This is a genomic window from Shewanella sp. QJM3NY_23 (genome assembly GCF_056173105.1).
Window position 1 is genome coordinate 3483635 of record NZ_CM149657.1, and the last position, 24997, is coordinate 3508631.

Consider the following 24997-nt stretch of genomic DNA (forward strand, 5'->3'; position numbering starts at 1 on the left):
GCACAGCTTACGGTATCGATAGCGGATCGCCACGTGATGCGCCTCATGCTTTACCTAAAATAGTTGGCTAAATGGCCGCATCTGCGATATCAATCATAGTCATCGCCGCCAAATAGTTATCAAAACTCAATAAAGGAACCGCCGTGCCAACACCCTCGTCTAGTCCCGTGTATCTTGTCGACGATGATGATGCCATCATCGATGCGATCAGTTTTTTAATGGTGGGGTATGGCTATGAGATAACCAGCTTTAACGCTGGCGATGACTTTCTGTCCAGTGTCGATTTGACCCAGCCCGGCTGCGTGATTTTAGATGCCAAAATGCCCTCAATGAGCGGGCCGCAGGTGCAGCGCTTATTGCACCAAGCTAAAAGCCCACTGGCAGTGATTTTTCTCACCGGCCATGGTGATGTGCCGATGGCGGTCGATGCTTTTAAAAATGGGGCGTTCGACTTTTTCCAAAAGCCCGTCCAAGGCGCGGCGTTATCCGAGTCTATTGCTAAAGGATTACACTACAGCGAACGCCAACATTGGAAGCTTCGTCAGCAACAACTGATCGACACCTTGTCTGAGCGAGAAACCCAAATTTTCAAATTAGTCATCGCCGGCCACACCAATAAACAGATGGCCAGCCAGCTGTGCGTCGCACTGCGAACCATCGAAGTGCACCGAGCAAAAATGATGAGCAAATTGGGGGCCAATAATGTTGCCGAGCTGCTCAAATTGGCGCCGCTCCTCAATAGCCCTAGCGACAACGACTAAGTCCAACGCTCCAAGCCACTAGCCTCACGACAATAAACCATGACACCGCCAATAAACGATGACGCCAAGGTCTACAGCCACTCTGGGGTTTTCTCCTGCATTTATGCACAATTGCCAGCCGCTAGGTTTGTGGGCCACAATAGGCCAATTGAGTCATTAATAATGAGATAGGCCCATGCCAACACTGCTCCCCTTTACCCACCAAATATGCAGCGTCTTCACCCATGTTCGTGAAGGCGAAACCAAGCTGGGACAAGCCTTACATTGCTACGATGGCAACACACCATTAAACACCGCATTAGCCGATGCTAAACAACAAGGCGTGCGATTTGTCATCTTAGGGATAGGTGAAGATATTGGCCCGCGGGCCAACCTTGGTCGTGGCGGTGCGGTTGATGCGTTTGAAGCAACCATGAGCCAATGGTGTAATCTGCAATCAAATCAATTTTTCGACGCTAAGCAGTGCATGGTGCTTGGGCAAGTTAATACTCACGATTTGCAACTGCCCGCGAGCGCAACCACCCAAACATTAAGAGCCCATGTCGAGCGCCTCGATGAACGGGTTATCCATATCGTCAGCAGCATCATTGCCGCCGGATTAGAGCCTATCGTGATTGGTGGCGGCCATAACAACGCCTACGGGCTTTTAATGGCAAGCAAACAAGTGATGAAGCGCCCTATCGCCGCCGTCAACCTCGACCCTCATGCTGACTTTCGCCCCAGAGAAGGCCGCCACAGCGGTAATGGTTTCAGTTACGCCGCAGCCAGTGGTGCGCTGGGTTACTACCATGTACTGGGCATGCATGAGCTCAAAAATAGCCAACAAACCTTAGACCAACTCAGCGCCTTTGGCGGCAAGTGGCATACCCTGCAAGCCATCTGGGTGCGACAAGAGCTAAGCCTCAAACAGGCCATCGATGAGATAGTCACTCAACTTAACGACAGTGGTTCACCGGTGGCGGTTGAGTTAGATATGGATGCCATCATTAATATGCCCAGCAGCGCCTCAACCGCGGCGGGAATTCCGTTACTGGACGCCCTCTATTACGTTAATCAAATAGGGCTGCGCACCAACGCCTGTTACTTGCATTTGGCCGAAGCCGCCCCTAGTTGTCATAGCGCGGGCAGCGATGCTGGACGCAGAGAAACTGGTCAGAGTATTAGCGAACTGATCTATGCCTACATGCAAGGACGTATAGCTAGACAACCCATAGGGTAATTGGCTCAGGGGAATTTGGCTTATCGCTAATATTATGATGTAATGCGGCGTCCAATTTTTCAAACTCTGCGCCAACGCGCATTTTTATTAAATCGGCACATGGATTATTAACCTCGATCACAGAGTCGCAGATGAATGATTCTGCAATGAGCATCATTCACTTACACTCGCCATAACAGTAGCGAAGCACAGGAATACAATAAATGTCAGAGGGCTCACCCAACAATACCCATTTCGGTTATAAGACGGTAGAAGCAGAGAAAAAAGCGGATTTAGTGGCCGATGTTTTTCACTCAGTTGCAGCCAAATACGACATTATGAATGATGTCATGTCCTTTGGTATTCATCGTCTTTGGAAACGTTTAACCATAGAGAGTGCGGGTGCACGTCCGGGTATGAAAGTGTTGGATCTTGCTGGGGGCACGGGCGATCTTACCGCCAAGTTCTCCCACATTGTGGGTAATAAAGGCCAGGTTATCCTTGCCGATATTAACGAGTCAATGCTCAAGGTCGGCCGTGACAAGCTACGTAATCGTGGCGTTGTGGGTAACGTAAACTACGTGCAAGCCAATGCCGAAGCATTACCGTTTCCTGACAACCATTTTGATATTATTACCATCGCTTTTGGCCTACGTAATGTAACCGATAAAGATGCGGCCATCCGTTCTATGCTGCGGGTATTAAAACCAGGTGGAAAACTGTTAGTTCTTGAGTTTTCTAAACCTAAACATGATGTTATGCGTAAGATATATGATCTGTATAGCTTTAAAATTTTACCTAAGATGGGCGATTTGATCACTAAAGATGCGGGTAGCTATGAGTACTTAGCCGAGTCAATCCGTATGCACCCAGATCAAGAAACCCTAAAGGCCATGATGATCGACGCCGGTTTCGAACAGGTTGAATACACCAACATGACCGACGGTATTGTGGCGCTGCACAAAGGCTATAAGTTTTAATCTTTCCCCTTTTGCTTCAGCCGACTAGGTAACGCATGAAACGTGACATTGTATTGCTGCTTAGCGCGGCAATTGAAACCGCATTACAGCAAACCGTTAAACAGTCCCCGCAAGCGTATGCCAAACAGCATACGCTGCATGGCAAGGTGCTGTGCATACAATTGACCCAACTTAGCTGGCCCATTTACCTGTTATTTGCCAAAGAGATCCAAGTCTTTAGTCAATATGATGGTGAGATCACCACTCAGGTTGAAGTTGACATCACCACCCTGTATCGCCTCACCGAAGGGGCTAATCTCACCGAGTTGATTAAACAAGATAAGCTCAAACTCGAAGGCGATCTCAATCTATTGCAAAGCTTTAGCCACTTTATGCAACAGGTGGAGTTTGATTTTGCTGAGCCCCTGTCAAAATGGATTGGCGATGCGCCCACCCATATGTTGCAACAAGGCGTAAAACAACTCAGACAAGGGTTCGCGGACATATTTAATAAGAGCCGCGACCATGTCGGCCAGCTCGTTGTCGAAGAGTATCGCCTCAGTCCACACAAAATCGAATTTATTCATTTTAGTGATAGAATCGATGAGCTAAAAGACGATACAGACGCCTTAAGCCAAAGGATCGAACGACTCATAACCAGGACTCACAAGACAAAATGACAGTCAAAAGCATTCGGCGCGCATACCAAGTCATTAACATTGCACTCAATTACGGCCTAGATGAACTTATCCCATCAAAGCTAAAGCCTTGGTATTTTAGACTGCTGCGCTGCAGCTTTTTCTGGTTACGCAACAAACATAAAGACAAAGTGGGTGGTGAACGCCTCAAACTGGCTATGCAAGAGCTGGGGCCGGTTTACATTAAATTTGGCCAGATGCTGTCGACTCGCCGTGATCTGCTCAGCGATGAATGGGCCGAAGAACTGGCCATGCTGCAAGATCGCGTTCCGCCTTTCGACTCTGCAGTCGCTAAGGCCCAAATTGAGGCCGAACTGGGCGCCCCCATTGAAACCTACTTTGACGATTTTGACGATGTGCCTTTGGCATCGGCGTCGATTTCTCAGGTGCATACCGCCAAATTAAAATCGAGCGGTGCCGAAGTGGTACTCAAGGTACTCAGGCCCAATGTGGAAGCCCAAGTGCATGCCGACCTTCAATTAATGAGCCAGAGCGCCCAATTTTTAGAAGCTCTGTTGGGCCAAGGTAATCGCTTACGTCCGGCCGAAGTGGTAGAGGATTATCGCACCACAATTGAAGGCGAATTAAATCTAAAACTTGAAGCACTTAACGCCATAAAGCTACGCAATAACTTTCTCAATTCTGGTTCACTGTATGTGCCCTTTATGTATGAAGAGTTTTGCTTTACCCGCTTAATCGTGATGGAACGCATCTATGGTATTCCGGTATCAGACAAGGCCGCATTAGAAGCCCAAGGCACCAACCTTAAGTTACTGGCCGAACGCGGCGTTGAGCTGTTTTTTACCCAAGTGTTTCGCGATAACTTTTTCCACGCCGATATGCATCCTGGCAATATATTTATCAGCACAGAGCACCCGGAAGATCCTTTCTATATCGGGCTTGACTGCGGCATCATGGGCACCCTGACCGAGCAAGATAAACGTTATTTAGCCGAGAACTTTCTCGCCTTCTTTAACCGCGATTACACCCGGATTGCCCAACTCTATATCGAATCAGGCTGGGTATCAGCCGACACAGATATCGTCGCCTTTGAGCAAGCGATTAAAGTGGTGTGTGAGCCGATGTTTAATAAGCCACTGGATGAGATCTCCTTTGGCCATGTGCTGCTGGAGCTATTTAGAACCGCCCGTCGCTTCGACATGGTGGTACAGCCACAACTGGTGCTGCTTGAAAAAACCTTACTCTATATCGAAGGCTTAGGCCGTCAGCTCTATCCGCAATTGGATTTATGGAAAACCGCTAAGCCGTTTCTTGAAGGCTGGATGGCCGAGCAGATTGGTCCCATTGGCATGGCGAAAAAAATCAAGAAAGAGTTCCCCTACTGGGCCGATAAATTACCTGAACTGCCTGAGCTGATTTACGACAACCTAAAAATGGGTAAAAACTTCGTTAACAGCCAAAATTTACTGCTAGAACGCTATTTAAAACAGCAGCAAAAAGTCCATAAAAGTAACTACCTTTTAGTGACATCGGCAATTTTAGTGATCTGCGGCACTATTTTGTTTGCACAAAACGCTACACTATGGGCCTCTTATGGGTCTGTCGGGATCGGTGCCATACTATGGTTATTCGGATGGCGATCTAGGCCAAAGAATCGCAAATTTTAGCTAGCACTAAATAACCAAAGGTTCATAATAGAACCCGTCTTACTAAAGAGTTAAATTAAAGAGGAAAGTTACATGGGTGGCATTAGTATTTGGCAACTCCTTATCATTGCTTTAATCGTAGTTTTGCTATTCGGCACTAAGAAATTACGCTCACTTGGCGGTGACTTAGGTGGCGCAGTTAAAGGCTTCAAGAACGCCATGTCTTCTGAAGAAGAAAAGAAAGCCCTCGAAGACAAAACAACTGCAGAAAAAACTGCTCAGGCTGACGAAAAAAAGACTGAGTCCAAGGACAAAGAACAGGCGTAATTCCTTATGTTCGACGGTATCGGCTTTATGGAGTTGCTGTTGATCGGTATTTTGGGGCTAGTGGTTCTTGGCCCTGAAAGACTCCCGGTTGCAGTACGCTCAATTAGTGGCTGGATCCGCGCCATGAAACGCATGGCCAATTCAGTAAAAGATGAGCTTGAGCAAGAGCTTAAAATAGAGCAATTGCATTCAGACTTGAAAAAGGCTGAAAGCCAAGGGCTTAAAAATCTTTCGCCTGAATTACAGGATTCAATCGATCAATTAAAAGAAGCAGCCCAATCGGTTAATCGTCCTTATAAGGTAGAAGAGACACCTAGCAGCACAGACAATGCCAGCAGTGACTCAACCCCTAAGACGACAGGTACAACCAAGGGCAGCACTTCAACAGATAAATCTGACGGGTAGTCCATGTCGCAACAGCAGCCGTTAATTAGCCACTTGCTTGAGTTACGTAATAAGTTACTTAAAGCCATTGGTAGTGTGCTTTTTGTGTTTATTTGCCTAGTCTACTGGGCGAACGATATCTATCATTATATGGCAACCCCTCTGATGGATGTGCTACCAGACACCAGTAGCATGATCGCAACAGATGTGGCCGCGCCCTTTTTCGCCCCTTTTAAACTAACCTTGGTGTTGGCGTTCTTTATCGCCATTCCCTATGTGTTATTTCAAATCTGGTCATTTATCGCCCCAGGCTTGTACAAGCACGAAAAACGCCTAATGGTGCCACTGCTCACCAGCAGCACATTATTGTTTTATTTAGGCATAGCATTTACCTATTACATTGTATTTCCTGTGGTATTTGGTTTCTTTACCAGTGTTGCCCCAGAGGGGGTACAAGTAGCTACCGATATCAGTAGTTATCTGAGTTTCGTGCTTAAGCTGTTTTTTGCCTTTGGTTTAGCCTTTGAAATCCCTATTGCGGTGATCTTACTTTGCTGGGCAGGAGTGACCACACCTGAAGAGCTCAAAACCAAACGTCCCTATATTGTGGTGGGTGCCTTTATTATCGGCATGTTATTGACCCCGCCCGACATTATCTCGCAAACCATGTTAGCGATTCCGATGTTAATATTGTTTGAAGGGGGATTGCTTGCGGCCCGTTTCTACAGTAAAAAGGACACTGAAGAAGATGATGAGCAAACACAAGCGGATTAATCTAGCCACAGCGCTTGGTTAATGGCTTACACTAACAGCTATCCAATTCGGGTAGCTGTTCGTTTTTGAGAGACTCGTTTGCTTGGCGCTCATAATAATAAAAAGGAGCTTTTTAATGACCTGTCGTTTTACCAAAGGTTTACGCTGGATAACACTTTCAAGCCTACTGTTTTCTCTTCACGCCGTTGCCGATATCGAACAACAACTTGCTCAATGCGCTGCCAAAACCGATAAACTTGAGCGGCTAATCTGTTATGACGCCCTCGCAGCACAAGCGATTAATCGCGCCGCGCAACAAGTCACCACGGATCTAAGCGCAGCCACTCCCCCTATCGTAGCGGCAGCCCCTCTGGTTGCTTCGTCTACCACGGAATCGGCACAAGCTAAAGAGTCAGCCCAAGAAAACTTTGGTAAAATCGTCAAACAAGAACAAATCGATGCCATGTGGCTTACGGTCACACAGGTCGATAAAGACCCCTATGGCGCCTTGAGACTGAGCTTCGAAAATGGCCAACAATGGAAGCAGATCGACAGCCGGCGCTTTCGAATATCTAGCGGCGATAAAGTACAAATTGAACGCGCGGCACTGGGATCCTTTTTGCTTGGCAAAGAGGGCAGCAATACCACTATTAGGGTTAAACGTATTAACTAATGCCAAGTCATATAGATATCGCTGTTAACTTAGTTGGCAGTGCATTACAAAATGATATCGATAACGTGATACACGCTGCGGCCGCCCAAGGGGTGTCGCCGCTCATTGTCATTGGTAGTAGTCTAGATGAAAGCCAGCAAGCCATTGATTGCGCGCAGCGCTACCCTGAGGCGCTATTTGCTACGGCTGGGGTGCATCCACACCATGCTAGCGAGTGGGACGCTAACAGCTCTGCTCGCTTAGGCCAGCTTGCGCAACATCCGGCCGTCGTGGCCATCGGTGAGTGTGGTTTAGACTATAATCGCGATTTCTCGCCGCGCCCAATGCAACGCAGCGCCTTTGCCCAGCAATTGGCGATGGCAGTTGATCTCAATATGCCAGTATTAATGCATGAACGCGATGCCCACCAAGATTTTGTCACCATCCTTAAAGAGTATCGTCCTCAGCTCAAAGGCGCCTTATTGCACTGCTTTACGGGTGATAGGCATAGCCTAGAACGCTATATTGAACTCGACCTGCATCTTGGTATCACGGGTTGGGTTTGTGACGAGCGGCGCGGGGCGGAACTGGCCTCATTGGTTGGCGATATTCCAGCAGAACGTATCATGGTCGAAACTGACAGTCCTTATCTGCTGCCGCGCAGCATGCGGCCCAAGCCTAAGTCGAGTAAAAACCAACCGCAATATCTGCCCTATATTAGTCAATATGTTGCCCAACTAAGAGGCCAGCCTGCCAATGAGTTCGCCGCCCAAGTCTACGCCAATACGTGTGCTTTTTTTGGTTTGCAGGCGAACTATGAAGCATTTTAGTTCGTTACTCATCATTCTCATATTATGCTGCCTCTCAACCAGCAGCTTCGCCCACGAATTGCTGCAGGTCGACGATGACGATGTCATCGACCTATCGCCATGGCTCTATTATGTACAAGATGACAAGCTCCAACAGCTAGACGATATTCAATCACTCAACCCAAGTCGCTGGAAAAAGATAGATCCCAGTTTTAATCAAGCATTAGCGGTTAAGCCTTTTTGGATAAAGTTCAGCTTATACAATGCGACGGGTGATAAAATTAAGCGTTACTTAACCATAGGTAATCCGCATTTAGATAAAATTAGCCTATATCATCTGCCTAACGCAGAGCAGACAGTCCACCTAGAGATGGGGGATGCTTACTCCTTTTCTTTACGCCCTATGGTGCATAACCAATTTGTGTATCCGTTTAATTTAACGCCGGATCAGGTGCACACCTTTTATCTGCGTATCGAGACACAGGGCTGCGCGAGTGTCCCCTTAACCCTTAAATCCTCTAATGGCATTATCAGAACCACTGAAAGCCAATCCTTAAACCAAGGATTACAGCTTGGTGCCTTGCTTGCCATCGGCCTATTAAGCTTGTTTATTGCCATCATATCGCGCTCGCCCAGCTATAGCCTTTATGCGGGTTACGTATTGACTGTGACTCTACTGGTCGCAACGCTGCATGGTCTGCCTGCACGTTACTTATGGCCCGACTGGCCTACAGTGCAAGAAGCTATCATCCCGTTACTTATCCCTATCGGCATCACTTTTATTTTGCTGTTCTCCGAAAGAGTACTGCAACTTAGAGACAATAACCTGTTGATGTTAAAACTGTGCCGCTACAGTGCTACTGGCACATTGATACTGACGTTACTGATACCATTTATCAGTTACTCGCTTGCCTTAACCGTGGATATCATTGCGGTGCTTATCGTCAGCCTGTTATTGATGGTGATAGCCGTTATGCTCAGCTTGCAAGGGCATAAGCTGGCCAAGCTCTACACTTTTGCCTGGTCGGGCACCTTAGTCGGCGCATTCATTACCGCCATGATGTACTTAGGAATAGTGCATCTGCCTATTTTGCCACAAACGCCGATGTTGATAGGGCTGAACTTTGAAATCCTCTTTATGACAGCAGTGTTAGCACTGCGCTACAATGACGAACGTAAAACTAAGCTAAAAATACAACAACAAGCATTAGAGCAATCCAGGCGTATTCGCCAGGCCAAAGAAGAAGCCCTTCAAGCCGAGGCCAACAGTAATGAAAAACTCGAGCAGATGGTGCAAGAGCGCACTTTAGAGCTTGAAATTGCCCTTCGTGAGCTTAATGAGGCCAATCAAAAGTTAACCGAGCAAAATACTGTCGACAGCCTCACCGGAGTGAAAAATCGCGCCGCATTTGAAAAACGTTTACAAGCTGAGGGCCGCCTCAGTCGTCGCCAGCAAACGCCGCTCAGCGTCTTGATGATCGATATCGACCGCTTTAAAGCCATTAACGATACTTACGGCCATCTCGCGGGCGACCAAGCACTGAAACAGATAGCCCAAGCGTTAAAACAAAAATTAAGGCGCCCAAGTGATCTAGTATCACGTTTTGGCGGTGAAGAATTTGCTATGATACTGCCCAATACCTCTATTGATGGCGCCGAAAAAGTCGCTGAATTAATAAGAGAAACCGTATTTCAGCTACCCCTGAGTTGGGGGCCCAATGCAATTCCGCTTACCATTAGTATTGGGGTGTATGCCGAGGTGATTGTCGACGATCAACAGATCAACACCTTGGTCGAACGAGCCGATAAGGCGCTCTACCATGCTAAAAATAGCGGCCGTAATCGCGTCTGTGTTTATACGGTAGATATCGAACAGTAGAAAATACTTAGCTTTATCCGTGACGACTTGGCACAATCGCCAACTCAAATCCTACAATTCATTGAAGTCCGTAACCCTAAATTAGGAGTCGAATGTGAACATCATTACCAGTGCTTTTCCTCAGCGCAGAATGCGCCGCATGCGTAAACATGATTTTAGTCGCCGTTTAATGGCCGAAAATCAACTTTCGGTTAACGACTTAATCTACCCAATGTTCGTACTCGAGGGGAATAACCGCACTGAAAAAGTAGAATCAATGCCTGGTGTTGAGCGCTATTCAATTGATTTACTTTTGAAAGAAGCTGAAGAGCTAGTCGAGCTAGGTATTCCGCTTGTGGCACTGTTTCCCGTGACGCCCGCTGAGAAAAAAACCTTAATGGCGGAAGAGGCCTATAACGCCGATGCGTTAGCCCAACGCGCCGTGCGTGCGCTTAAAGAAGCGTTTCCTCAATTAGGTGTGATGACCGACGTTGCCCTCGATCCATTTACCACCCACGGACAAGACGGCATCATAGATGAAGAGGGTTACATTCTTAACGATATCACTACCGAGATCTTAGTTAAGCAGGCACTGTCACATGCCGAAGCTGGTGCCGATATCGTTGCACCATCTGATATGATGGATGGCCGCATTGGCGCTATCCGTCAGGCACTTGAAGAAGCCGGTCACGTCAATACGCAAATCATGGCCTACTCGGCTAAGTACTCATCGAGCTACTATGGCCCATTCCGTGACGCCGTCGGCTCGGCAGGTAACCTAAAGGGTGGCAACAAGCACAGCTACCAGATGGATCCCGCTAACAGTGATGAAGCGCTTCATGAGGTCGCCCTCGATATTCAAGAAGGCGCCGATATGGTGATGGTAAAACCTGGTATGCCTTATTTAGATATCGTCACCCGCGTTAAACGCGAGCTCGCAGTGCCGACCTTCGCTTACCAAGTGAGTGGTGAATATGCCATGCATATGGCAGCCATTGAGAATGGTTGGTTAGCCGAAAAAGCCATCGTAATGGAATCACTACTTTGCTTTAAACGCGCAGGCGCCGATGGCATTTTAACTTACTTTGCTAAACGTGCCGCTCAGTGGCTAAAAGAAGGCGATAATAGCTGATAAACTCAGTGTCGATAACGTAAAAAAGCCAGTTGCTTATATCAACTGGCTTTTTTTGTGCCAGCTCGAAATAGGATTATTTATTGCAGAGGATAGCGAGTCTGCGGCGTTAGTTACTGGCGACGGCCACTCGGGCCTTATCATGCAATTGCTCAATCTTTAAGATACAAGGCGCCCTGAGGATATAATCTTGCTGGCGGTACTGATATGGGCTATCAAACCAATGAATATAGAGACGCACGCTACTATTCGCGTTAATAAGATTATGGCTATAAAAGCCTCGATAACAGCGAGCACTGGGTAAGTGGCCTGAATGATAGAGTTTAATAGTACGTTTATCGAGGTGGATTTCACGGTAATCTATTTCATGTTTCGCCATATAGGGAAAATGATATTCACCATAGTTTAACTCCCCATTGACCACTTCAATTTTCTGTCCTTGCAATAAAATCTGCTGCAACACCATTGCGTCTGTCCTACTGAAAAAACACAATGTTATCAAACCACTGCTAAGAGATAACACCACAATCCAGGAACCAATCCCACGACGTTTAAACAAGGATACCCCGAGCCAAAATAATACTATTGCTCCCGCAGTCAGCAATAGCGCTAGCTCATAGGTTTGCCACTGTCCCACCTCAAATGCAACGTCTGTGTTAAGCATGAAACTCTCCTGCATAACCTCATCGTCACTATCACATCCAACAACAATTTATACTCATGTGTAGCTGATGATCACACCAATTAACTCTTCACATAAGCTTAGACTACCCCCGCGCGACTGCCGCTCTCGGCGCTGTTTTTTTGCACTAATAGTCCTGAGCTATTATGCCATTATCCAGCAGCAAATTTCTCAATTGGCTCATTACACAGATAAATGCCCCTTATCCCCATCAAATACCGCACCCATAAAAAATGTATGGTCCGCCTCGTTATTGCAAATGATATTTTCGATAACGAGGTTGGTTTGCGCTAATGTATTCGGAGTCTTCATTAGGTGCTTACCACCCGCTCCACGATGAGTTCCGCGCTAGATTGTCCTCAAAAAGCCAAAAGCATACTGCGTTGCTGTTTTTTATGTCAGGTCTTCAATCTAGTGGTCTGACCGTTCTGTCATCTTCTCTATCATCTGCAAACTCGGGTTAAACTCTTACTTCAAATGCTTGCTTGGTCGATAACACTGACCACGCTATCCGCACTAATTTATTCGCCAAAGCAACAACTGCTACATTAAATGGCTTTCTCGCTCTAAGCTCAAGTATCCATTCTCCAAATACCGCCACCGCGACTTCAGGCCTAGATAAAATCGACCGAGCACCATGAATGAACAAGGTTCTTAGCGCTTTATTGCCGCGCTTACTTATTCCTAATAACGTGCTTTTACCGCCAGTTGAGTATTGGTGTGGGACTAATCCTATCCACGCAGCTAACTGGCGCCCGTTTTTAAAGTGACTCACATCAGAGATATCGGCTAAGCACTGGCTTGCTGTTAAATCTCCTACACCAGGAATAGATTTCAGCAATTGAGCGTCTTCACTTTGCTCGACAAGCTGTTTCAGCTTTCTATCTTGTCCTGCAATACGCTCATTAAGTTGTTCATAGTATTCATGATGTTCAATTAGCTCCTGCATTAACATCGGAGGAATGGGCTCTTTATTATCGGCAAGCCATTGAAACAAGGCTTTCATCTTGCTATGTCCTTTAGGGAAGCTCATACCAAATTCAAGCAAGATAGCTCCAATACGGGACATGCACGCGGTACGCTCTTTTACGTAACTAGAACGAATACGTTGGAGCACTGAGATAACCTGAGCAGTTTCAGTTTTAACACCAACAAAGCGCATCGATGGGCGCGTTGATGCTTCCGCTATCGCATCGGCATCAATATAATCATTTTTATTGGTTTTAACGTAAGGTTTAACGTACTGCGGGGGAATGAGTTTAACTTCGTGCCCAAAAGACTGGCACTTTCTGGCTAACCAGTGTGAGCCACCACATGACTCCATCGCGATGATGGTGGCGGGTGTTTGAGCTAAAAACGCAATAAGTTTTGTACGAGATAAGTGCTTTCGAAATTGCTCTCGACCGCTATGGTCATGAGCAACAAGGTGAAAAGAAGATTTGCCTAAATCGATCCCAATGACTTTAATAGTAGACATGATGGTTCGCCTCTTTGATTGCCTAACCCTAAGCTTAGCTTAGGGGTGAGGCGGACCATCTAATTAAGTCATTACAGGTATCCCCATAATGACTCATTCATCTCGACTTGCATCTGCGACCGTTAACGCAACACGCTTAACCCATTTAGATTAGATAATCGATACCCAATGCCATAAACAGGCTTAACCCCGCCCAGTTATTATTTAAAAACGCTTTAAAACAGGGCGCGCGCTCGCGGCCATAAATCAGCTTTTGCTGGTACAGACTAAAGCCGACAAAGGTGATAATACCTAAGCCAAAGACTAAACCACGTTGTGCGCTTAAGCCCGCCATAATAAAACAACCAAGGGCGGCTAATTGAAACAAACCGATTATCTGACGATCAAAACGGCCAAATAAAATCGCCGTCGATTTAATGCCTACTTTCAAATCATCATCACGATCGACCATGGCATACATAGTGTCGTAGGCAACGGTCCAACACCAGTTGGCCGCAAATAACCACCACGCTTCTGCTGGCACCTCACCCGTTTGCGCCGCATAGGCCATGGGAATTGACCAACTCCACACAATACCAAGGAACATCTGCGGCATGTTGGTAAAGCGCTTGGTAAAGGGGTAGATGATGGTCAAAATAATCCCTACCACCGACAGTTGCACCACTAATGGATTAAGCATCAGCACTAGCCCAAACGCCAACAAGCCTGATGCCACAAATAGCCACAGCGCTTCTTTTACCGACACCTCACCACTGACTAAAGGTCGTGATTTAGTGCGCTCGACATAAGAGTCGACATGACGATCAGCATAATCATTGATGATGCAGCCACACGCACGCATCACTACCACGCCAATAATAAAAATAATCAGTACTTTAGTATCTGGCATGCCACCAGCCGCCAGTACAAGGGCCATTAAACAAGGCCATAGCAGCAACAAGGTACCGATGGGCCGATCCATGCGTGCAAGACGCAAATAGGCGTTAATTTTATCCCGTAAGTTCATCTGATGAGGCTCCCTTAAACACCGCTTGGCCTGTGATCTGAGGTCAATATGGCTGACATTATGACTGACATACGACCACTTTCAAGCCATTTGTACCACCCATGGCTATACCTTTTCTAAGCGAGCAAAGGCAATTTTAAGCCGTTTACGGCCGACATCGTCAAAGTTCACTTCAATAACCGCTTGCTCGCCGTTGCCCTCAAGATCAATAACCTTGCCTTCACCAAACTTAAAATGCACCACCCGTTGACCAATACTAAAACCAGATTCATGGCCAGCAACGGCTCTTACAGGGCGGTTGCGACTCTCGCTAATGGCATTATTAATCCGGTTACTAAACCGATTAGTCGGTGCCGTTACCTGTGCCTTTAAGCGAATTTCTTGCACATATTCACTGGGGATCTCTTTGATAAACCGTGACGGTCTGGCAAAGTTTTCTCGGCCATAGATGCGCCGTGATTCGGCATAGGTAATATAGAGCTGCTTCATGGCGCGGGTCATGCCCACATAACAGAGGCGGCGCTCTTCATCGAGCCTGTCACCCTCATCCATCGCCATTTGGCTGGGGAAAATCCCCTCCTCGACGCCCGCCATAAACACTAGTGGAAACTCAAGTCCTTTGGCCGAATGCAGCGTCATCAATTGCACCGCATCGGTAAAGGCATCGGCTTGGCCTTCGCCCGCTTCGAGCGCCGCATGGGACAAGAAGGCGTTGAGTTCGCCCATATCTTCCAGATCTTCTGGCATCACAAAGGTGCGCGCCGCGGTCACCAACTCATCCAAGTTTTCTACTCGAGCACGGGCCTTCTCACCCTTTTCGGCTTCATACATGGCTTTAAGACCAGACGCTTGGATCACATGATCTGTCATACGGTGCAAAGATTGCGATTCGGTATCTTGTTGCAAGTTAACGATAAGATCCATAAAGCCACGCACCGCATTTGCCGCTCGGCCACTGAGCAACTTCTCATCGAGCACCGACAAGCAGGTCTGCCACAGGGTTAACTCTTGCTGACGCGCCGTTGAGCGTAAAATATCCAGAGTGCGCCCCCCTATACCGCGAGCGGGCGTGTTAATGACACGTTCAAAAGCGGCATCATCATTTTTGTTGCTGATGAGCCGCAGATACCCCATGGCATCTTTAATTTCTTGGCGTTCGAAGAAGCGCAAACCGCCATAAATACGGTAAGCCATCCCTTTATGCAGCAAGGCTTCCTCAAGCACCCGTGATTGGGCGTTAGAGCGATAAAGGATCGCGCAATCGCTTAAATTGCCGCCCATATCTTGCCAGTCCATGATACGGCCAACAATAAAACGCGCCTCATCCATTTCGTTAAAGGCGCAGTAGAGCCCAATCGGTTCACCGGCTTTATCTTCGGTCCACAGCTTTTTACCGAGTCTATCTGGGTTGTTGGCGATCAGCTCGTTCGAGGCATTCAAAATATTGGCGCTGGAGCGGTAATTCTGCTCTAGGCGTATGGTTTTCGCGTCGGGGAAATCATCTAAGAACTTATGCAGATTTTCGACCTGCGCGCCGCGCCAGCCATAAATGGACTGATCATCATCACCAACAATCATCACATTGGCGCTGTTACCCGCTAGCACGTGGATCCACGCATATTGAATGGCGTTGGTATCTTGGAACTCGTCCACAAGGATATTTTTAAAACGCGCTTGATAGTGCTCTAAAATATGCGGTTTATTGAGCCACAGCTCATGAGCCCGTAGCAAGATTTCGGCAAAATCCACCAGTCCAGCACGGTCGCAAGACTCTTGGTATACCTGATAGATCTTCAGCAGATTTTGCTCGATGGGAAAACCCGTGGTATCGATATGCTTGGGGCGCAAACCTTGATCTTTTTTACCATTGATGTAGCCCTGAGCTTGACGCGGAGGGTACTGTTTTTCATCAAGGTTAAGGCTTTTTAAAATACGTTTAATCAAGCGCAGCTGATCGTCAGAATCAAGAATTTGGAAACTTTGAGGCAAGTTAGCGTCTTGATAATGGGTGCGCAGCAAACGATGAGCTAGGCCGTGGAAGGTGCCTATCCACATGCGGCCCATATTACTGCCACTCACCTTCTCAACCCGCTCACGCATCTCGGCGGCGGCTTTGTTGGTAAAGGTGACCGCAAGAATAGAATAGGGGCTCTGCTGCTCATGATGCATCAACCAAGCGATGCGGTGGGTCAATACGCGTGTTTTACCACTGCCCGCGCCCGCTAACACCAACATGCTAGATTGTGGTGCGCTAACGGCTTCGCGCTGCTTATCGTTTAAGCCGTCAAGTAAAGAAGATACGTCCATTCTTGCCTCCAAAAAATCAGGCAGGCAGTATAACAGGAGCCGGCGCCTAGGTCATACGCTGCGTGGCTTTTAACGCATTGCGATGCAGGTATAAAAAAACCGGCGCAATGGCACCGGCTTTTCAATTAAGTGGGTTACTTAATCTTTACTCTCTTCCAGCCCCATGCTGTCCATCCAATGCTCAAAGTCCATCATATTGCCAGGCAACACTATCTTGCTGGCATTCTGGCTTAGGCCATCAAACTGCTGTAGGTATTGGGCACCAAGCTGCATACGCACCACGTTTTTACCCCCCGGCGCTGAGATCACCTGGGCGATACGCTCAATCGACTCGGCAGTTGCCTTGGCGATGGCTAAGATCTCTTCTGCTTTACCCTCGGCTTCATTTATGCGGCGCTGCATTTCACCTTCTGAATGGTTAATGGTTTCCGCTTTAATACCTTCAGAGCGATTAATTTTACTCTGTTTATCACCCTCACTTTTTGCCAATAGTGCACGGCGCTCACGCTCGGCGTTGACCTGCATCTCCATGGCATTCTTCACGGTTTCTGGTGGGGTAATATTTTTGATCTCATAGCGGTGCACCCGAATTCCCCATGTGGCGCCCGCTTGATCTAACACCTCGACCACTTTCGCGCTGATCACATCACGCTCTTCAAAAGTGCGGTCTAAATCTAAGGTACCTATCACAGAGCGCGTGGTGGTTTGCGCAAGTTGAATGGCGGCGTAGCGATAATCTGTTACCCCATAACTGGCCTTTACCGGATCGATTACCGAGATATAGATAACCCCATCGACTTCCACATTGACTTCATCGCTAGAGAAACACTCTTGGGGCGGTACATCTATGGTCTCCTCCTTAAGATCATGAACATAAGCCACTTTATCGACAAAGGGCACTAAGGCATGAAAGCCAGCATCGAGCGTCGAGTGATACTTACCTAAACGTTCAACCACACATGCCGACTTAGTGGGCACCAAGCGAATAGATTGGAATAACTTGATCACGAAAATCGCAAAAATTAATCCCCAAATCCCCATTACAATCAAGTCTGTGTCTATACCTGCAATCATGAGCGATCTCCTTTTGCTTTCCCAACCGCTTGGGTCACTTGCTCCATCCCTTCGAAGAAACCTTCCAGTTTAGCCAGCTCGGCAGGCACCACCGAAATATCGGCCTTATTAAGTATTTTGCCAACCTGCACAATAAACTGCTCTTTAAGCTGCATATTCATCGCTTCGTTGCCTCCCTCTAGCGCAAGGGCTTGAGACACCTGGGTCATGGCTTCGGCTTTAGCTCTGGCAATAATGGCAATCTCTTGCGCCGTGCCTTGGGCTTCATTGATGCGTTTCTGCTTTTGTCCTTCTGAAATATTAATCGCTTCTTGACGCTCACCTTGAGACAGATTAATCATCGCGGCTTTTTCGGCATTGGCTAAGGTTATCTCGGCGCGCTTACGGCGCTCGGCTTCCATCTGCTTTTCGAGGGTGTGGATCACTTTAAAGGAGGGGGTAATATTTTTAATTTCATAACGCAGCACCTTGATCCCCCAAGGGTCGGACGCTTTATCTATCTCACGCACGATTGATTCATTGAGGCTGTCACGTTCAGAAAAGGTCTGACTTAAACTTAACTTACCTATCTCTGATCGCATGGTGGTTTGGGCTAAGTTGACTGCGGCGCGGCGATAATCTTCTATACCATAACTGGCCAGTTTCCCGTCCATCACCTTGAGATACACCAGTCCATCAACTTCTAGTTGGGTATTATCTTTTGAGATACAGCTTTGCGGTGGTACATCGAGTACTTGCTCTCGGGTGTCATGCTTGTAAGCAACCCGGTCGAAGAAGGGGATCAAAAAATGAAACCCAGGTTGCAACACCACCCTAAATTTGCCTAAACGTTCAATCACATTGACCTCTCGCATCGGCACGATCAACAGCAATTTATATAAAATAAAAAAAACAAATAACACCACTAAGGTAAATACAAACATAGATTCCATCCTTTTACATAGCTTATCGCTATTACTCTGATATTGGTTCAACCACCAAGGCGATATTGTCACGACATATCACTCTGACAGTTGCACCCACAGGGATCTCGCTGCCATCGCCTAACGCTGGCCACTCACTCCCCTGAAATTCAACTCTCCCACGTATCTGTGCGGGACCAATCACCGTTTTAACTATCGCGGTTTGATTATATAAATCCATCTCCTCATCGGTATTATCAATATGTGAATCACCGCCGACTAACTTTTGCGTGACGTGACGAAAGCCTAACAGCAACACCATAGAGGCAATAAACCACAAGGTGAGCGCTTGCACTAAGCCCTCAACCCATCCAACGGCTAACGCCCCAGCCACCACCAAACAGGCAGCCCCCAATAAAATAACAATTCCACCGGGTAAGACAATCTCAGCTAACATCAACACGATGCCGATCACTATCCATATCATCAACGGGTTTGACAACACCATATTTCCCCCTGAAATAAGCGCATTAAATATTGACTATAACAGCTCTTATCACCGCGTGCGACATATTATGTCACGCATCTGGTCTGTAAATCGTGGCCTTAACCACAGAGTCCATAATTATTAGCCTTGCGCATTGTTTAGTGTTTTGGCCGCTTAAAGAAATCATTTATACTTGCCGCCGCTGTGGGGTTGTGACCATTTAACCTAACCACCACAACTCAAATAATATAACGACTGTTTTAAATTACGTCCGAATAAAAACTCAAAATAAGGTGAAGATTGATGAAAAAGAATTGGCTTGCCCTTGCTCTCTTAGTAGCACAACCCGCTATGGCTGATGAGCTAGTACAGTGGTGGGATCTGAGTGTAACGGCATTGCACGGTAATGACTATGATCTTGCTGCATCGGACAAACAAACAACCGTGACTGTCGAAACCGCAGGCGCTTGGATCTATGGTGATTGGTTTGCATTCCAAGATATCACCTACTTTCACGGCTCAAACCTGTCTGAAGACGACACCACGTATGGTGAAATTTCAACACGTTTAAGTGCAAGTAAGATCAGCGGTCAAGCAATTGGCTTTGGTCCAATAACCGATCTATCTTGGGCATTTATGCTTGAAGAAGGTAAAGGCCCAGTTACCAGTTTCTTGTATGGTATCGGTATGGACCTTAATGTGCCTTACTTTAGTTATTTCAACATTAACACCTACCGTCGTGACGCGATCAGCAGCGGTAACCTAAGCGATGGTTGGCAAGTGACTCCCACCTTTAGAATGGATTTCCCAGTAGGTAACAGCAACATCGTATTCGACGGTTATATCGATTGGGTCTTTTCTGCCGATAACCAAGGTTATGAAGAGAACTTCCACTTTAACCCACAGGTTAAATACGACCTTGGCGCCGCGATCTTCGGCGAACACAAGAAAAACCAACTATTTGTCGGTGTTGAGTATGACTACTGGCAAAATAAATATGGCGTTAAAGGCGTAGATCAAAATACCTATTCAGTGATCGCCAAATATCACTTCTAAGCCTAAGATGAGGTAAGCCTTGTACGGTTAACCTGCCGCTAACGAGCTGACCAAACAGTACATAGCAAAAAGGCGCTACTCAGCGCCTTTTATATACCTGTGAAACCATGAATCGCTAGTAAAAATGCATGCCAGCTATCACGCCACAGCTAATATCAGCCGTTATGCCAACAACTTCTTCGCTGTAGCAACCACAATCGACACTGCACTGGTTTCAGTCCTCTTCATAGTGATTTCATCAGGGATCTCTTGCTGAGTGCGGTTAACAATAACACCCGCAATACAGCCTGCTCGCCACCCTTGGCTGGCGCACATGGTAAATAGTGTCGCCGACTCCATCTCATAGTTGAGTACGCCCATCGCTTGCCACTCTTTCATTGAGCCCGCAAAACGACTGGTAACGCGGCCACTGACAGTGTCATAACGCTCTTGACCTGGATAGAAAGTATCGGAAGAAGCCGTTATACCTATGTGTGGCTCGATGCCCGCTTCACGCGTAGCTGCAACCAACGCAGTAGTGCATTCGAAATCGGCTACCGCAGGAAACTCCATGGGGGCAAAGTGTAAGCTCGCGCCGTCAAGACGAACCGAAGCTTGGGTAACAATCACATCACCAACATTAACATGGGACTGGATAGCACCTGTAGTACCGACACGTAGGAAGGTATCAACGCCGAGTTGCGCCAACTCTTCTACCGCAATAGAGGTTGATGGGCCACCAATACCCGTTGAACAAATAACGACTGGCTTACCATCGATATAAGCGAGATAACTGGTATATTCACGGTGGCTAGCAAGAAATGTAGGTTGGTCCATTAGCTCAGCAATTCGCTTAACACGCTCAGGATCGCCCGGGACGATGGCAAGTGTTGCACCTTGCAACATCTCTTTGGTCAGGCCTAAATGAAATACATCTGACATTATGAAAACCTCTTTCAGTTTTGATTATAAAATTCTGCTAAATCGGACTTTAACCTAGTATGCAAGCCAGTAAGGTTAACTTGATCACACTTTGCTTGCCAGCAGTAGATGTTTTGCTGTAAGCGATTTACCAAACAACTTACCTTGGAGCAACAGCAAATATAGCAGTTGGCAGCCACCTTTCCAGCATTCTTGCAGATTTAACCACCAGTGATTGAATGGGTTGGGAAACGACAACTACAACAACTAAGCTATTAATTTAAAATAAAAAATGTACCAATAAAAAACAGTACCGATAAATATCAATCAAAGATGATAGTGCCGCTTGCGGTAATAAGATGGGGGGTCTGTGGCTAACGGTAGAATGCAGTGGCTTGCACATCTTGCACATAACAAGGCAAAGTGATTGATTCAGCATACACTACCAAGGACGCTAAAGAACCGTGACGGTTTACTGATTAGGCCAATCAATGCCTTAGTTGCTAATGGTTTGGCGAGCATTAACACGTAAGGCTCGCCACTGTTTCTGTATCGCTAACATTGAGGGATTATCAATCGCGACACCTATAAATAATAGTCTTTTAGCGGGGGGAAACCGTTAAAACACACCGCCGAATAGGTGGTGGTATAGGCGCCAGCACTGAGCCAATAGAGACGATCGCCAATGGCTAAATCACTGGGCAAGCCATAATGGTAATGCTCATACATGATATCGGCACTGTCACAGGTTGGCCCTGCAATCACACACTTATCCAGTTCGCCCTGACGCTCACAATAGATAGGAAATTTTATCGCCTCATCCATGGTTTCAATCAAGCCAGAAAATTTGCCAACATCGGTAAAGACCCAACGCTCTAATGCGGTATGCGACTTCTTACTGATCAACACCACCTCCGACACTAATACCCCTGCATTAGACAACAGAGAGCGGCCGGGCTCTAAGATGATTTCTGGCAAGTTATCGCCAAAATCTTCCTGCAAAAAGTGCGTTATCTGCTCAGCATAGGTTTCCAGCGGATTGGTTTTATCGATATAGTTAGCCGGAAAACCACCACCAAGATTAATCATCTTGAGGATAATACCGTGCTCCTCACTGAGGCGATCGAAGATGCTTTTGACTTTACCAATCGCCGAATCCCATGCGCCAATGTCACGTTGCTGCGACCCCACATGAAACGAGATCCCGTAGGGGTCAAGCCCCAATGCCTTAGCCAGCACGAGTAGGTCATAGGCCATCTCATTTTGACAGCCAAATTTACGTGATAAAGGCCAGTCGGCAGTATGAGTGCCCTCAGTTAAAATCCGCACATAAACGCGCGCCCCCGGCGCCTCTTCGGCTAACATCCGTAGATCGGCTTCTGAGTCTGAGGCAAACATACGTACACCACGAGCAAAAAACGCCCGCACATCGACGCGCTTCTTGATGGTATTGCCATAGCTGACTCTATCGCAGCTCACACCAAGCTCAGTGACCATATCGAGCTCGTAAATTGAAGCAATATCAAAATTGGCGCCTTTGTCACGCAGCAGGGTTAACACTTGCGGCGCGGGATTGGCCTTAACCGCATAGTAAATACTGGCGTATGGAAAGTTATCCACCATCGCCTGATATTGCTTGGCAACAATCTTAGTATCAATGACCACAAATGGTGTGGGCTTATCTTGGGCAAACGATTTAATACGCTCAAATGTCTCAGAGTCATAATAATCATTAACATCAATAGATTGAAATTGGCTCATCGCGCCAGTATCTCCATAGCAGTATAAAATAGTGTGAGTTAAACTGATTAAAAATCATCCGCAGTAAACGCTATTTCAGCCCTAATATCAATGAATTTTAATGCTGCAAAGATAACTTTTTATTCAGCAAGAGATGGTGATAAACGAGGAGGTAAAACTCAGCCAATCACGCCATGCACAAACAAGTAGCAGCACCAAACTGGCCATGATTGGCATATGAGCGGCGCAGCGTTAGTCTTACCCAACACTGCGCAACATCAAGATAACCGATGTAATATGTAACGAACTATTTTATCGCAGCCACTAGCGCTTCAGGCGTGTCCACTTGAGTTATGGCAACAATCTTGAGCTGTTGCAGATGCATAACCGTTGCAGTGTCTTTATTACCCAGCCACTGCTGCGTGACTTGCCCCTCTCGGTCTAAGGCGATTTGAAAAGGCAGCTCCTGCATTTGTGGTATGGCGACAAACTTGGCGATAAGTGATGGCATGCCACTAATATCGGCGACATAAACTAAGCCTTCTGGTTGCTCCGCCTGTGGTAGCGACTCTAGCGCCGCCTTAATGATGTCCCCCCCCTTCATGCCTCGGCTAAACAGCACGATGCGAGTGCTTTGATCTACCACCAAGGTTTGCTCGTGCTGATCTTGTAGCTCCACCGCCTTAAGGTTGTCTTCCACCACTAGAGTCACCGCTTGGGCACTCATCGATGCCAGCAAGGTTAACGCTAATAGCAACGCTTTCATATCACTCCTTAATTAAACTATTTATCAATTTGTCCTCGTTGAACTATAACTTAACCCAATCCCCAACTTAGAAAATGATGCCCATAGCTTGAGCTCAATCACGCATTAAGCCGATTGAGTGATTTAAGCAGATAGTGATTATCAAACTCTTGAAAATTAAGTAACCTTAACGACAATTCGTTGCCTCAGTGTCAGGAACAACTTTATGAATGAGAATGGTTTAGAGCAGGAGCTTGCTCAGCTGCAAAATGTCTACAACATGTTGACCGAATTTTTGGTGAAATACAGTTTTCAGCTCGTTGGCGCACTGCTGGTCTTTCTGCTTGGACTGTGGGTGGCTAACAAGGTGTCTAACTTAGTTACTAAGCAATTTGAAAAACATCATATCGATATCACCCTCAGCAACTTTGTCTCTAACTTAGTGCGGATCATCATAGTAGTGATGGTGGGGATCATTGCGCTGGGCAAGCTAGGGATCAGTATCACCCCCATGGTCGCGGCCATCGGCGCGGCATCCTTAGGCGCAGGGCTGGCCTTGCAAGGCATGCTCGCCAACTACGCGGCTGGCGTCACGATTATTGTGACTCGCCCTTTTGTGGTCGGCAATACGATTGAAATTAAAGGGGTCAGCGGTGTCGTCAAGAGTATCCATCTTGGCTTAACCCTGCTGACCAATGAAGAGGGCGAGGTGATCAGTATTCCCAACAAACATATTGTCGGCGAAATACTGCATAACTCGTTTGAAAATAAATTGGTTAATAACCACTTTAATATTAACTACAACAGTGACGTAGACCAAGTCATTGCCATCATACGTCAGGTGTTAGAGCGCAGCGAACATGTTAGCCAGCAGGCTGCACCACAAATTGGCATCAATGGTTTTAATAGCATAGGGCTAGAGATCGGTGTGCGTTATTGGGTTCCAACTGCCCATTACCACCAAAAGAAATACCAAGTAAATCTGGCTTTAATTCATGCTCTGCAGCAGGCTGGTATTGAAATACCCTGCCCGATACGCGAGATCCATATAGAAAAGTAAACCAAGCCCTAGCATTGCCTGTACGCTAATCGCTGGCCTTACAGGCCTCGCTGCCATTCATGCCGCAGTGGTATAGCCCTGTAATGTCTGTTCGACCTGAGCGAGTAGCATGGCTTTATCTTTGCCTAATACCCCTTTGAGCACCACATCATTTGAGGTGACCTTTATCCATAATTATCCATCAAATTCGGGCAGCCCTGACCGTAAGCTTAAGCTAATTTGATACTGAACGTTGCACCCATGCAGAACAAAACCGCAGTAAAAAGTGTTGTTGCGAAGATATAGATGTGCGAATCCATAAACCGGTTTCATAGCAAGATCCTCACTCCTAAACTGTGGTACAGCACTCTGATTTGAGCTGAAAAATATTTCAGAATATTAATGAAACATGGTGCCAAAAAGCGAAAGCCAGTAGCAGGCGAG

The 24997-nt window shown here is 46.8% G+C and carries 24 protein-coding genes; 14 read left to right on the forward strand and 10 right to left on the reverse strand.

All coding sequences use genetic code 11. From position 1 onward, the window contains the following. Window positions 1-143 precede the first annotated feature (143 nt). The 12 genes from AC0VXX_RS15455 to hemB all read left to right on the forward strand — a co-directional run bounded on the left by AC0VXX_RS15455 (window position 144) and on the right by hemB (window position 11138). A complete protein-coding gene (locus AC0VXX_RS15455; protein WP_475514988.1) occupies window positions 144-761 on the forward strand; it encodes a response regulator transcription factor in 618 nt (205 codons plus the stop codon). Between the two features lie 175 nt (window positions 762-936). Beyond that, window positions 937-1980, forward strand: coding sequence for a formimidoylglutamase (locus tag AC0VXX_RS15460; RefSeq protein WP_475514989.1), 1044 nt, complete (start codon window positions 937-939; stop codon window positions 1978-1980). Between the two features lie 203 nt (window positions 1981-2183). Then, window positions 2184-2939: a bifunctional demethylmenaquinone methyltransferase/2-methoxy-6-polyprenyl-1,4-benzoquinol methylase UbiE gene (gene ubiE, locus AC0VXX_RS15465; RefSeq protein WP_475514990.1), complete on the forward strand. Its 756-nt coding sequence runs from the start codon at window positions 2184-2186 to the stop codon at window positions 2937-2939. 35 nt (window positions 2940-2974) lie between these two features. After that, a complete protein-coding gene (locus AC0VXX_RS15470) occupies window positions 2975-3598 on the forward strand; it encodes a ubiquinone biosynthesis accessory factor UbiJ (protein WP_475514991.1) in 624 nt (207 codons plus the stop codon). Next, window positions 3595-5244, forward strand: coding sequence for a ubiquinone biosynthesis regulatory protein kinase UbiB (gene ubiB, locus AC0VXX_RS15475; protein WP_475514992.1), 1650 nt, complete (start codon window positions 3595-3597; stop codon window positions 5242-5244). The genes AC0VXX_RS15470 and ubiB overlap by 4 nt, the downstream gene beginning before the upstream one ends. A gap of 72 nt (window positions 5245-5316) precedes the next feature. Beyond that, window positions 5317-5550: a Sec-independent protein translocase subunit TatA gene (gene tatA, locus AC0VXX_RS15480; RefSeq protein ID WP_475514993.1), complete on the forward strand. Its 234-nt coding sequence runs from the start codon at window positions 5317-5319 to the stop codon at window positions 5548-5550. 6 nt (window positions 5551-5556) lie between these two features. Then, window positions 5557-5955 carry a Sec-independent protein translocase protein TatB gene (gene tatB, locus AC0VXX_RS15485; RefSeq protein ID WP_475514994.1) on the forward strand — a complete coding sequence of 133 codons (399 nt, stop codon included), beginning with the start codon at window positions 5557-5559 and terminating at the stop codon, window positions 5953-5955. 3 nt (window positions 5956-5958) lie between these two features. Further along, window positions 5959-6708 (forward strand): twin-arginine translocase subunit TatC, encoded by a 750-nt coding sequence (gene tatC / locus AC0VXX_RS15490; protein WP_475514995.1) that lies wholly within the window; start codon window positions 5959-5961, stop codon window positions 6706-6708. 115 nt (window positions 6709-6823) lie between these two features. Then, window positions 6824-7360 carry a hypothetical protein gene (locus AC0VXX_RS15495; protein WP_475514996.1) on the forward strand — a complete coding sequence of 179 codons (537 nt, stop codon included), beginning with the start codon at window positions 6824-6826 and terminating at the stop codon, window positions 7358-7360. Next, entirely contained in the window at window positions 7360-8169 is an 810-nt protein-coding gene (locus AC0VXX_RS15500; RefSeq protein WP_475514997.1) for a TatD family hydrolase, read from the forward strand. Before AC0VXX_RS15495 ends, AC0VXX_RS15500 begins: the two co-directional genes overlap by 1 nt. Then, window positions 8156-10027, forward strand: a complete 1872-nt coding sequence (locus AC0VXX_RS15505; RefSeq protein WP_475514998.1) for a sensor domain-containing diguanylate cyclase — start codon at window positions 8156-8158, stop codon at window positions 10025-10027. The genes AC0VXX_RS15500 and AC0VXX_RS15505 overlap by 14 nt, the downstream gene beginning before the upstream one ends. A gap of 94 nt (window positions 10028-10121) precedes the next feature. Continuing rightward, on the forward strand, window positions 10122-11138 hold the full coding sequence (hemB, locus tag AC0VXX_RS15510) for a porphobilinogen synthase (RefSeq protein ID WP_475514999.1): 1017 nt from the start codon (window positions 10122-10124) through the stop codon (window positions 11136-11138). 109 nt (window positions 11139-11247) lie between these two features. On the opposite strand, the gene AC0VXX_RS15515 is transcribed toward hemB, so the two are convergent. The 7 genes from AC0VXX_RS15515 to AC0VXX_RS15545 all read right to left on the reverse strand — a co-directional run bounded on the left by AC0VXX_RS15515 (window position 11248) and on the right by AC0VXX_RS15545 (window position 19094). After that, window positions 11248-11802, reverse strand: coding sequence for a hypothetical protein (locus AC0VXX_RS15515; RefSeq protein ID WP_475515000.1), 555 nt, complete (start codon window positions 11800-11802; stop codon window positions 11248-11250). 478 nt (window positions 11803-12280) lie between these two features. Beyond that, on the reverse strand, window positions 12281-13297 hold the full coding sequence (locus AC0VXX_RS15520) for an IS110 family RNA-guided transposase (protein ID WP_475514106.1): 1017 nt from the start codon (window positions 13295-13297) through the stop codon (window positions 12281-12283). 145 nt (window positions 13298-13442) lie between these two features. Continuing rightward, window positions 13443-14303 carry a 4-hydroxybenzoate octaprenyltransferase gene (ubiA, locus tag AC0VXX_RS15525; protein ID WP_475515001.1) on the reverse strand — a complete coding sequence of 287 codons (861 nt, stop codon included), beginning with the start codon at window positions 14301-14303 and terminating at the stop codon, window positions 13443-13445. A 105-nt stretch (window positions 14304-14408) separates the two neighbouring features. Then, window positions 14409-16610: a DNA helicase II gene (gene uvrD / locus AC0VXX_RS15530; RefSeq protein WP_475515002.1), complete on the reverse strand. Its 2202-nt coding sequence runs from the start codon at window positions 16608-16610 to the stop codon at window positions 14409-14411. Between the two features lie 138 nt (window positions 16611-16748). After that, window positions 16749-17684, reverse strand: coding sequence for an SPFH domain-containing protein (locus AC0VXX_RS15535; protein WP_110457041.1), 936 nt, complete (start codon window positions 17682-17684; stop codon window positions 16749-16751). Beyond that, on the reverse strand, window positions 17681-18607 hold the full coding sequence (locus AC0VXX_RS15540; RefSeq protein ID WP_475515003.1) for an SPFH domain-containing protein: 927 nt from the start codon (window positions 18605-18607) through the stop codon (window positions 17681-17683). The genes AC0VXX_RS15535 and AC0VXX_RS15540 overlap by 4 nt, the downstream gene beginning before the upstream one ends. Before the next feature lie 31 nt (window positions 18608-18638). Next, a complete protein-coding gene (locus tag AC0VXX_RS15545; RefSeq protein ID WP_475515004.1) occupies window positions 18639-19094 on the reverse strand; it encodes an NfeD family protein in 456 nt (151 codons plus the stop codon). 282 nt (window positions 19095-19376) lie between these two features. On the opposite strand from AC0VXX_RS15545, the gene AC0VXX_RS15550 reads away from it, so the two are divergent. Next, complete coding sequence (locus tag AC0VXX_RS15550) at window positions 19377-20129, forward strand: outer membrane protein OmpK (protein ID WP_475515005.1); 753 nt, start codon at window positions 19377-19379, stop codon at window positions 20127-20129. A gap of 162 nt (window positions 20130-20291) precedes the next feature. Here the strand turns inward: AC0VXX_RS15550 and udp are convergent, their stop codons facing one another. The 3 genes from udp to AC0VXX_RS15565 form a co-directional block, all read right to left on the reverse strand. Continuing rightward, window positions 20292-21050, reverse strand: a complete 759-nt coding sequence (udp, locus tag AC0VXX_RS15555; RefSeq protein WP_475515006.1) for a uridine phosphorylase — start codon at window positions 21048-21050, stop codon at window positions 20292-20294. 564 nt (window positions 21051-21614) lie between these two features. After that, entirely contained in the window at window positions 21615-22790 is a 1176-nt protein-coding gene (locus AC0VXX_RS15560; RefSeq protein ID WP_475515007.1) for a type III PLP-dependent enzyme, read from the reverse strand. A gap of 286 nt (window positions 22791-23076) precedes the next feature. Continuing rightward, window positions 23077-23535, reverse strand: coding sequence for a hypothetical protein (locus AC0VXX_RS15565; RefSeq protein WP_475515008.1), 459 nt, complete (start codon window positions 23533-23535; stop codon window positions 23077-23079). A 205-nt stretch (window positions 23536-23740) separates the two neighbouring features. Here AC0VXX_RS15565 and AC0VXX_RS15570 point away from each other — a divergent pair, with 205 nt between their 5' ends. After that, on the forward strand, window positions 23741-24574 hold the full coding sequence (locus tag AC0VXX_RS15570; protein ID WP_475515009.1) for a mechanosensitive ion channel family protein: 834 nt from the start codon (window positions 23741-23743) through the stop codon (window positions 24572-24574). The last annotated feature ends 423 nt before the right edge of the window (window positions 24575-24997 follow it).

Coding starts and splice junctions, on each gene's coding strand:
- AC0VXX_RS15460 (WP_475514989.1), top strand. CDS start 937: ATGCCAACACTGCTCCCCTTTACCCACCAAATATGCAGCGTCTTCACC.
- ubiE (WP_475514990.1), top strand. CDS start 2,184: ATGTCAGAGGGCTCACCCAACAATACCCATTTCGGTTATAAGACGGTA.
- AC0VXX_RS15470 (WP_475514991.1), top strand. CDS start 2,975: ATGAAACGTGACATTGTATTGCTGCTTAGCGCGGCAATTGAAACCGCA.
- ubiB (WP_475514992.1), top strand. CDS start 3,595: ATGACAGTCAAAAGCATTCGGCGCGCATACCAAGTCATTAACATTGCA.
- tatA (WP_475514993.1), top strand. CDS start 5,317: ATGGGTGGCATTAGTATTTGGCAACTCCTTATCATTGCTTTAATCGTA.
- tatB (WP_475514994.1), top strand. CDS start 5,557: ATGTTCGACGGTATCGGCTTTATGGAGTTGCTGTTGATCGGTATTTTG.
- tatC (WP_475514995.1), top strand. CDS start 5,959: ATGTCGCAACAGCAGCCGTTAATTAGCCACTTGCTTGAGTTACGTAAT.
- AC0VXX_RS15495 (WP_475514996.1), top strand. CDS start 6,824: ATGACCTGTCGTTTTACCAAAGGTTTACGCTGGATAACACTTTCAAGC.
- AC0VXX_RS15500 (WP_475514997.1), top strand. CDS start 7,360: ATGCCAAGTCATATAGATATCGCTGTTAACTTAGTTGGCAGTGCATTA.
- AC0VXX_RS15505 (WP_475514998.1), top strand. CDS start 8,156: ATGAAGCATTTTAGTTCGTTACTCATCATTCTCATATTATGCTGCCTC.
- AC0VXX_RS15515 (WP_475515000.1), bottom strand. CDS start 11,802: ATGCTTAACACAGACGTTGCATTTGAGGTGGGACAGTGGCAAACCTAT.
- AC0VXX_RS15520 (WP_475514106.1), bottom strand. CDS start 13,297: ATGTCTACTATTAAAGTCATTGGGATCGATTTAGGCAAATCTTCTTTT.
- ubiA (WP_475515001.1), bottom strand. CDS start 14,303: ATGAACTTACGGGATAAAATTAACGCCTATTTGCGTCTTGCACGCATG.
- uvrD (WP_475515002.1), bottom strand. CDS start 16,610: ATGGACGTATCTTCTTTACTTGACGGCTTAAACGATAAGCAGCGCGAA.
- AC0VXX_RS15535 (WP_110457041.1), bottom strand. CDS start 17,684: ATGATTGCAGGTATAGACACAGACTTGATTGTAATGGGGATTTGGGGA.
- AC0VXX_RS15540 (WP_475515003.1), bottom strand. CDS start 18,607: ATGTTTGTATTTACCTTAGTGGTGTTATTTGTTTTTTTTATTTTATAT.
- AC0VXX_RS15545 (WP_475515004.1), bottom strand. CDS start 19,094: ATGGTGTTGTCAAACCCGTTGATGATATGGATAGTGATCGGCATCGTG.
- AC0VXX_RS15550 (WP_475515005.1), top strand. CDS start 19,377: ATGAAAAAGAATTGGCTTGCCCTTGCTCTCTTAGTAGCACAACCCGCT.
- udp (WP_475515006.1), bottom strand. CDS start 21,050: ATGTCAGATGTATTTCATTTAGGCCTGACCAAAGAGATGTTGCAAGGT.
- AC0VXX_RS15560 (WP_475515007.1), bottom strand. CDS start 22,790: ATGAGCCAATTTCAATCTATTGATGTTAATGATTATTATGACTCTGAG.
- AC0VXX_RS15565 (WP_475515008.1), bottom strand. CDS start 23,535: ATGAAAGCGTTGCTATTAGCGTTAACCTTGCTGGCATCGATGAGTGCC.
- AC0VXX_RS15570 (WP_475515009.1), top strand. CDS start 23,741: ATGAATGAGAATGGTTTAGAGCAGGAGCTTGCTCAGCTGCAAAATGTC.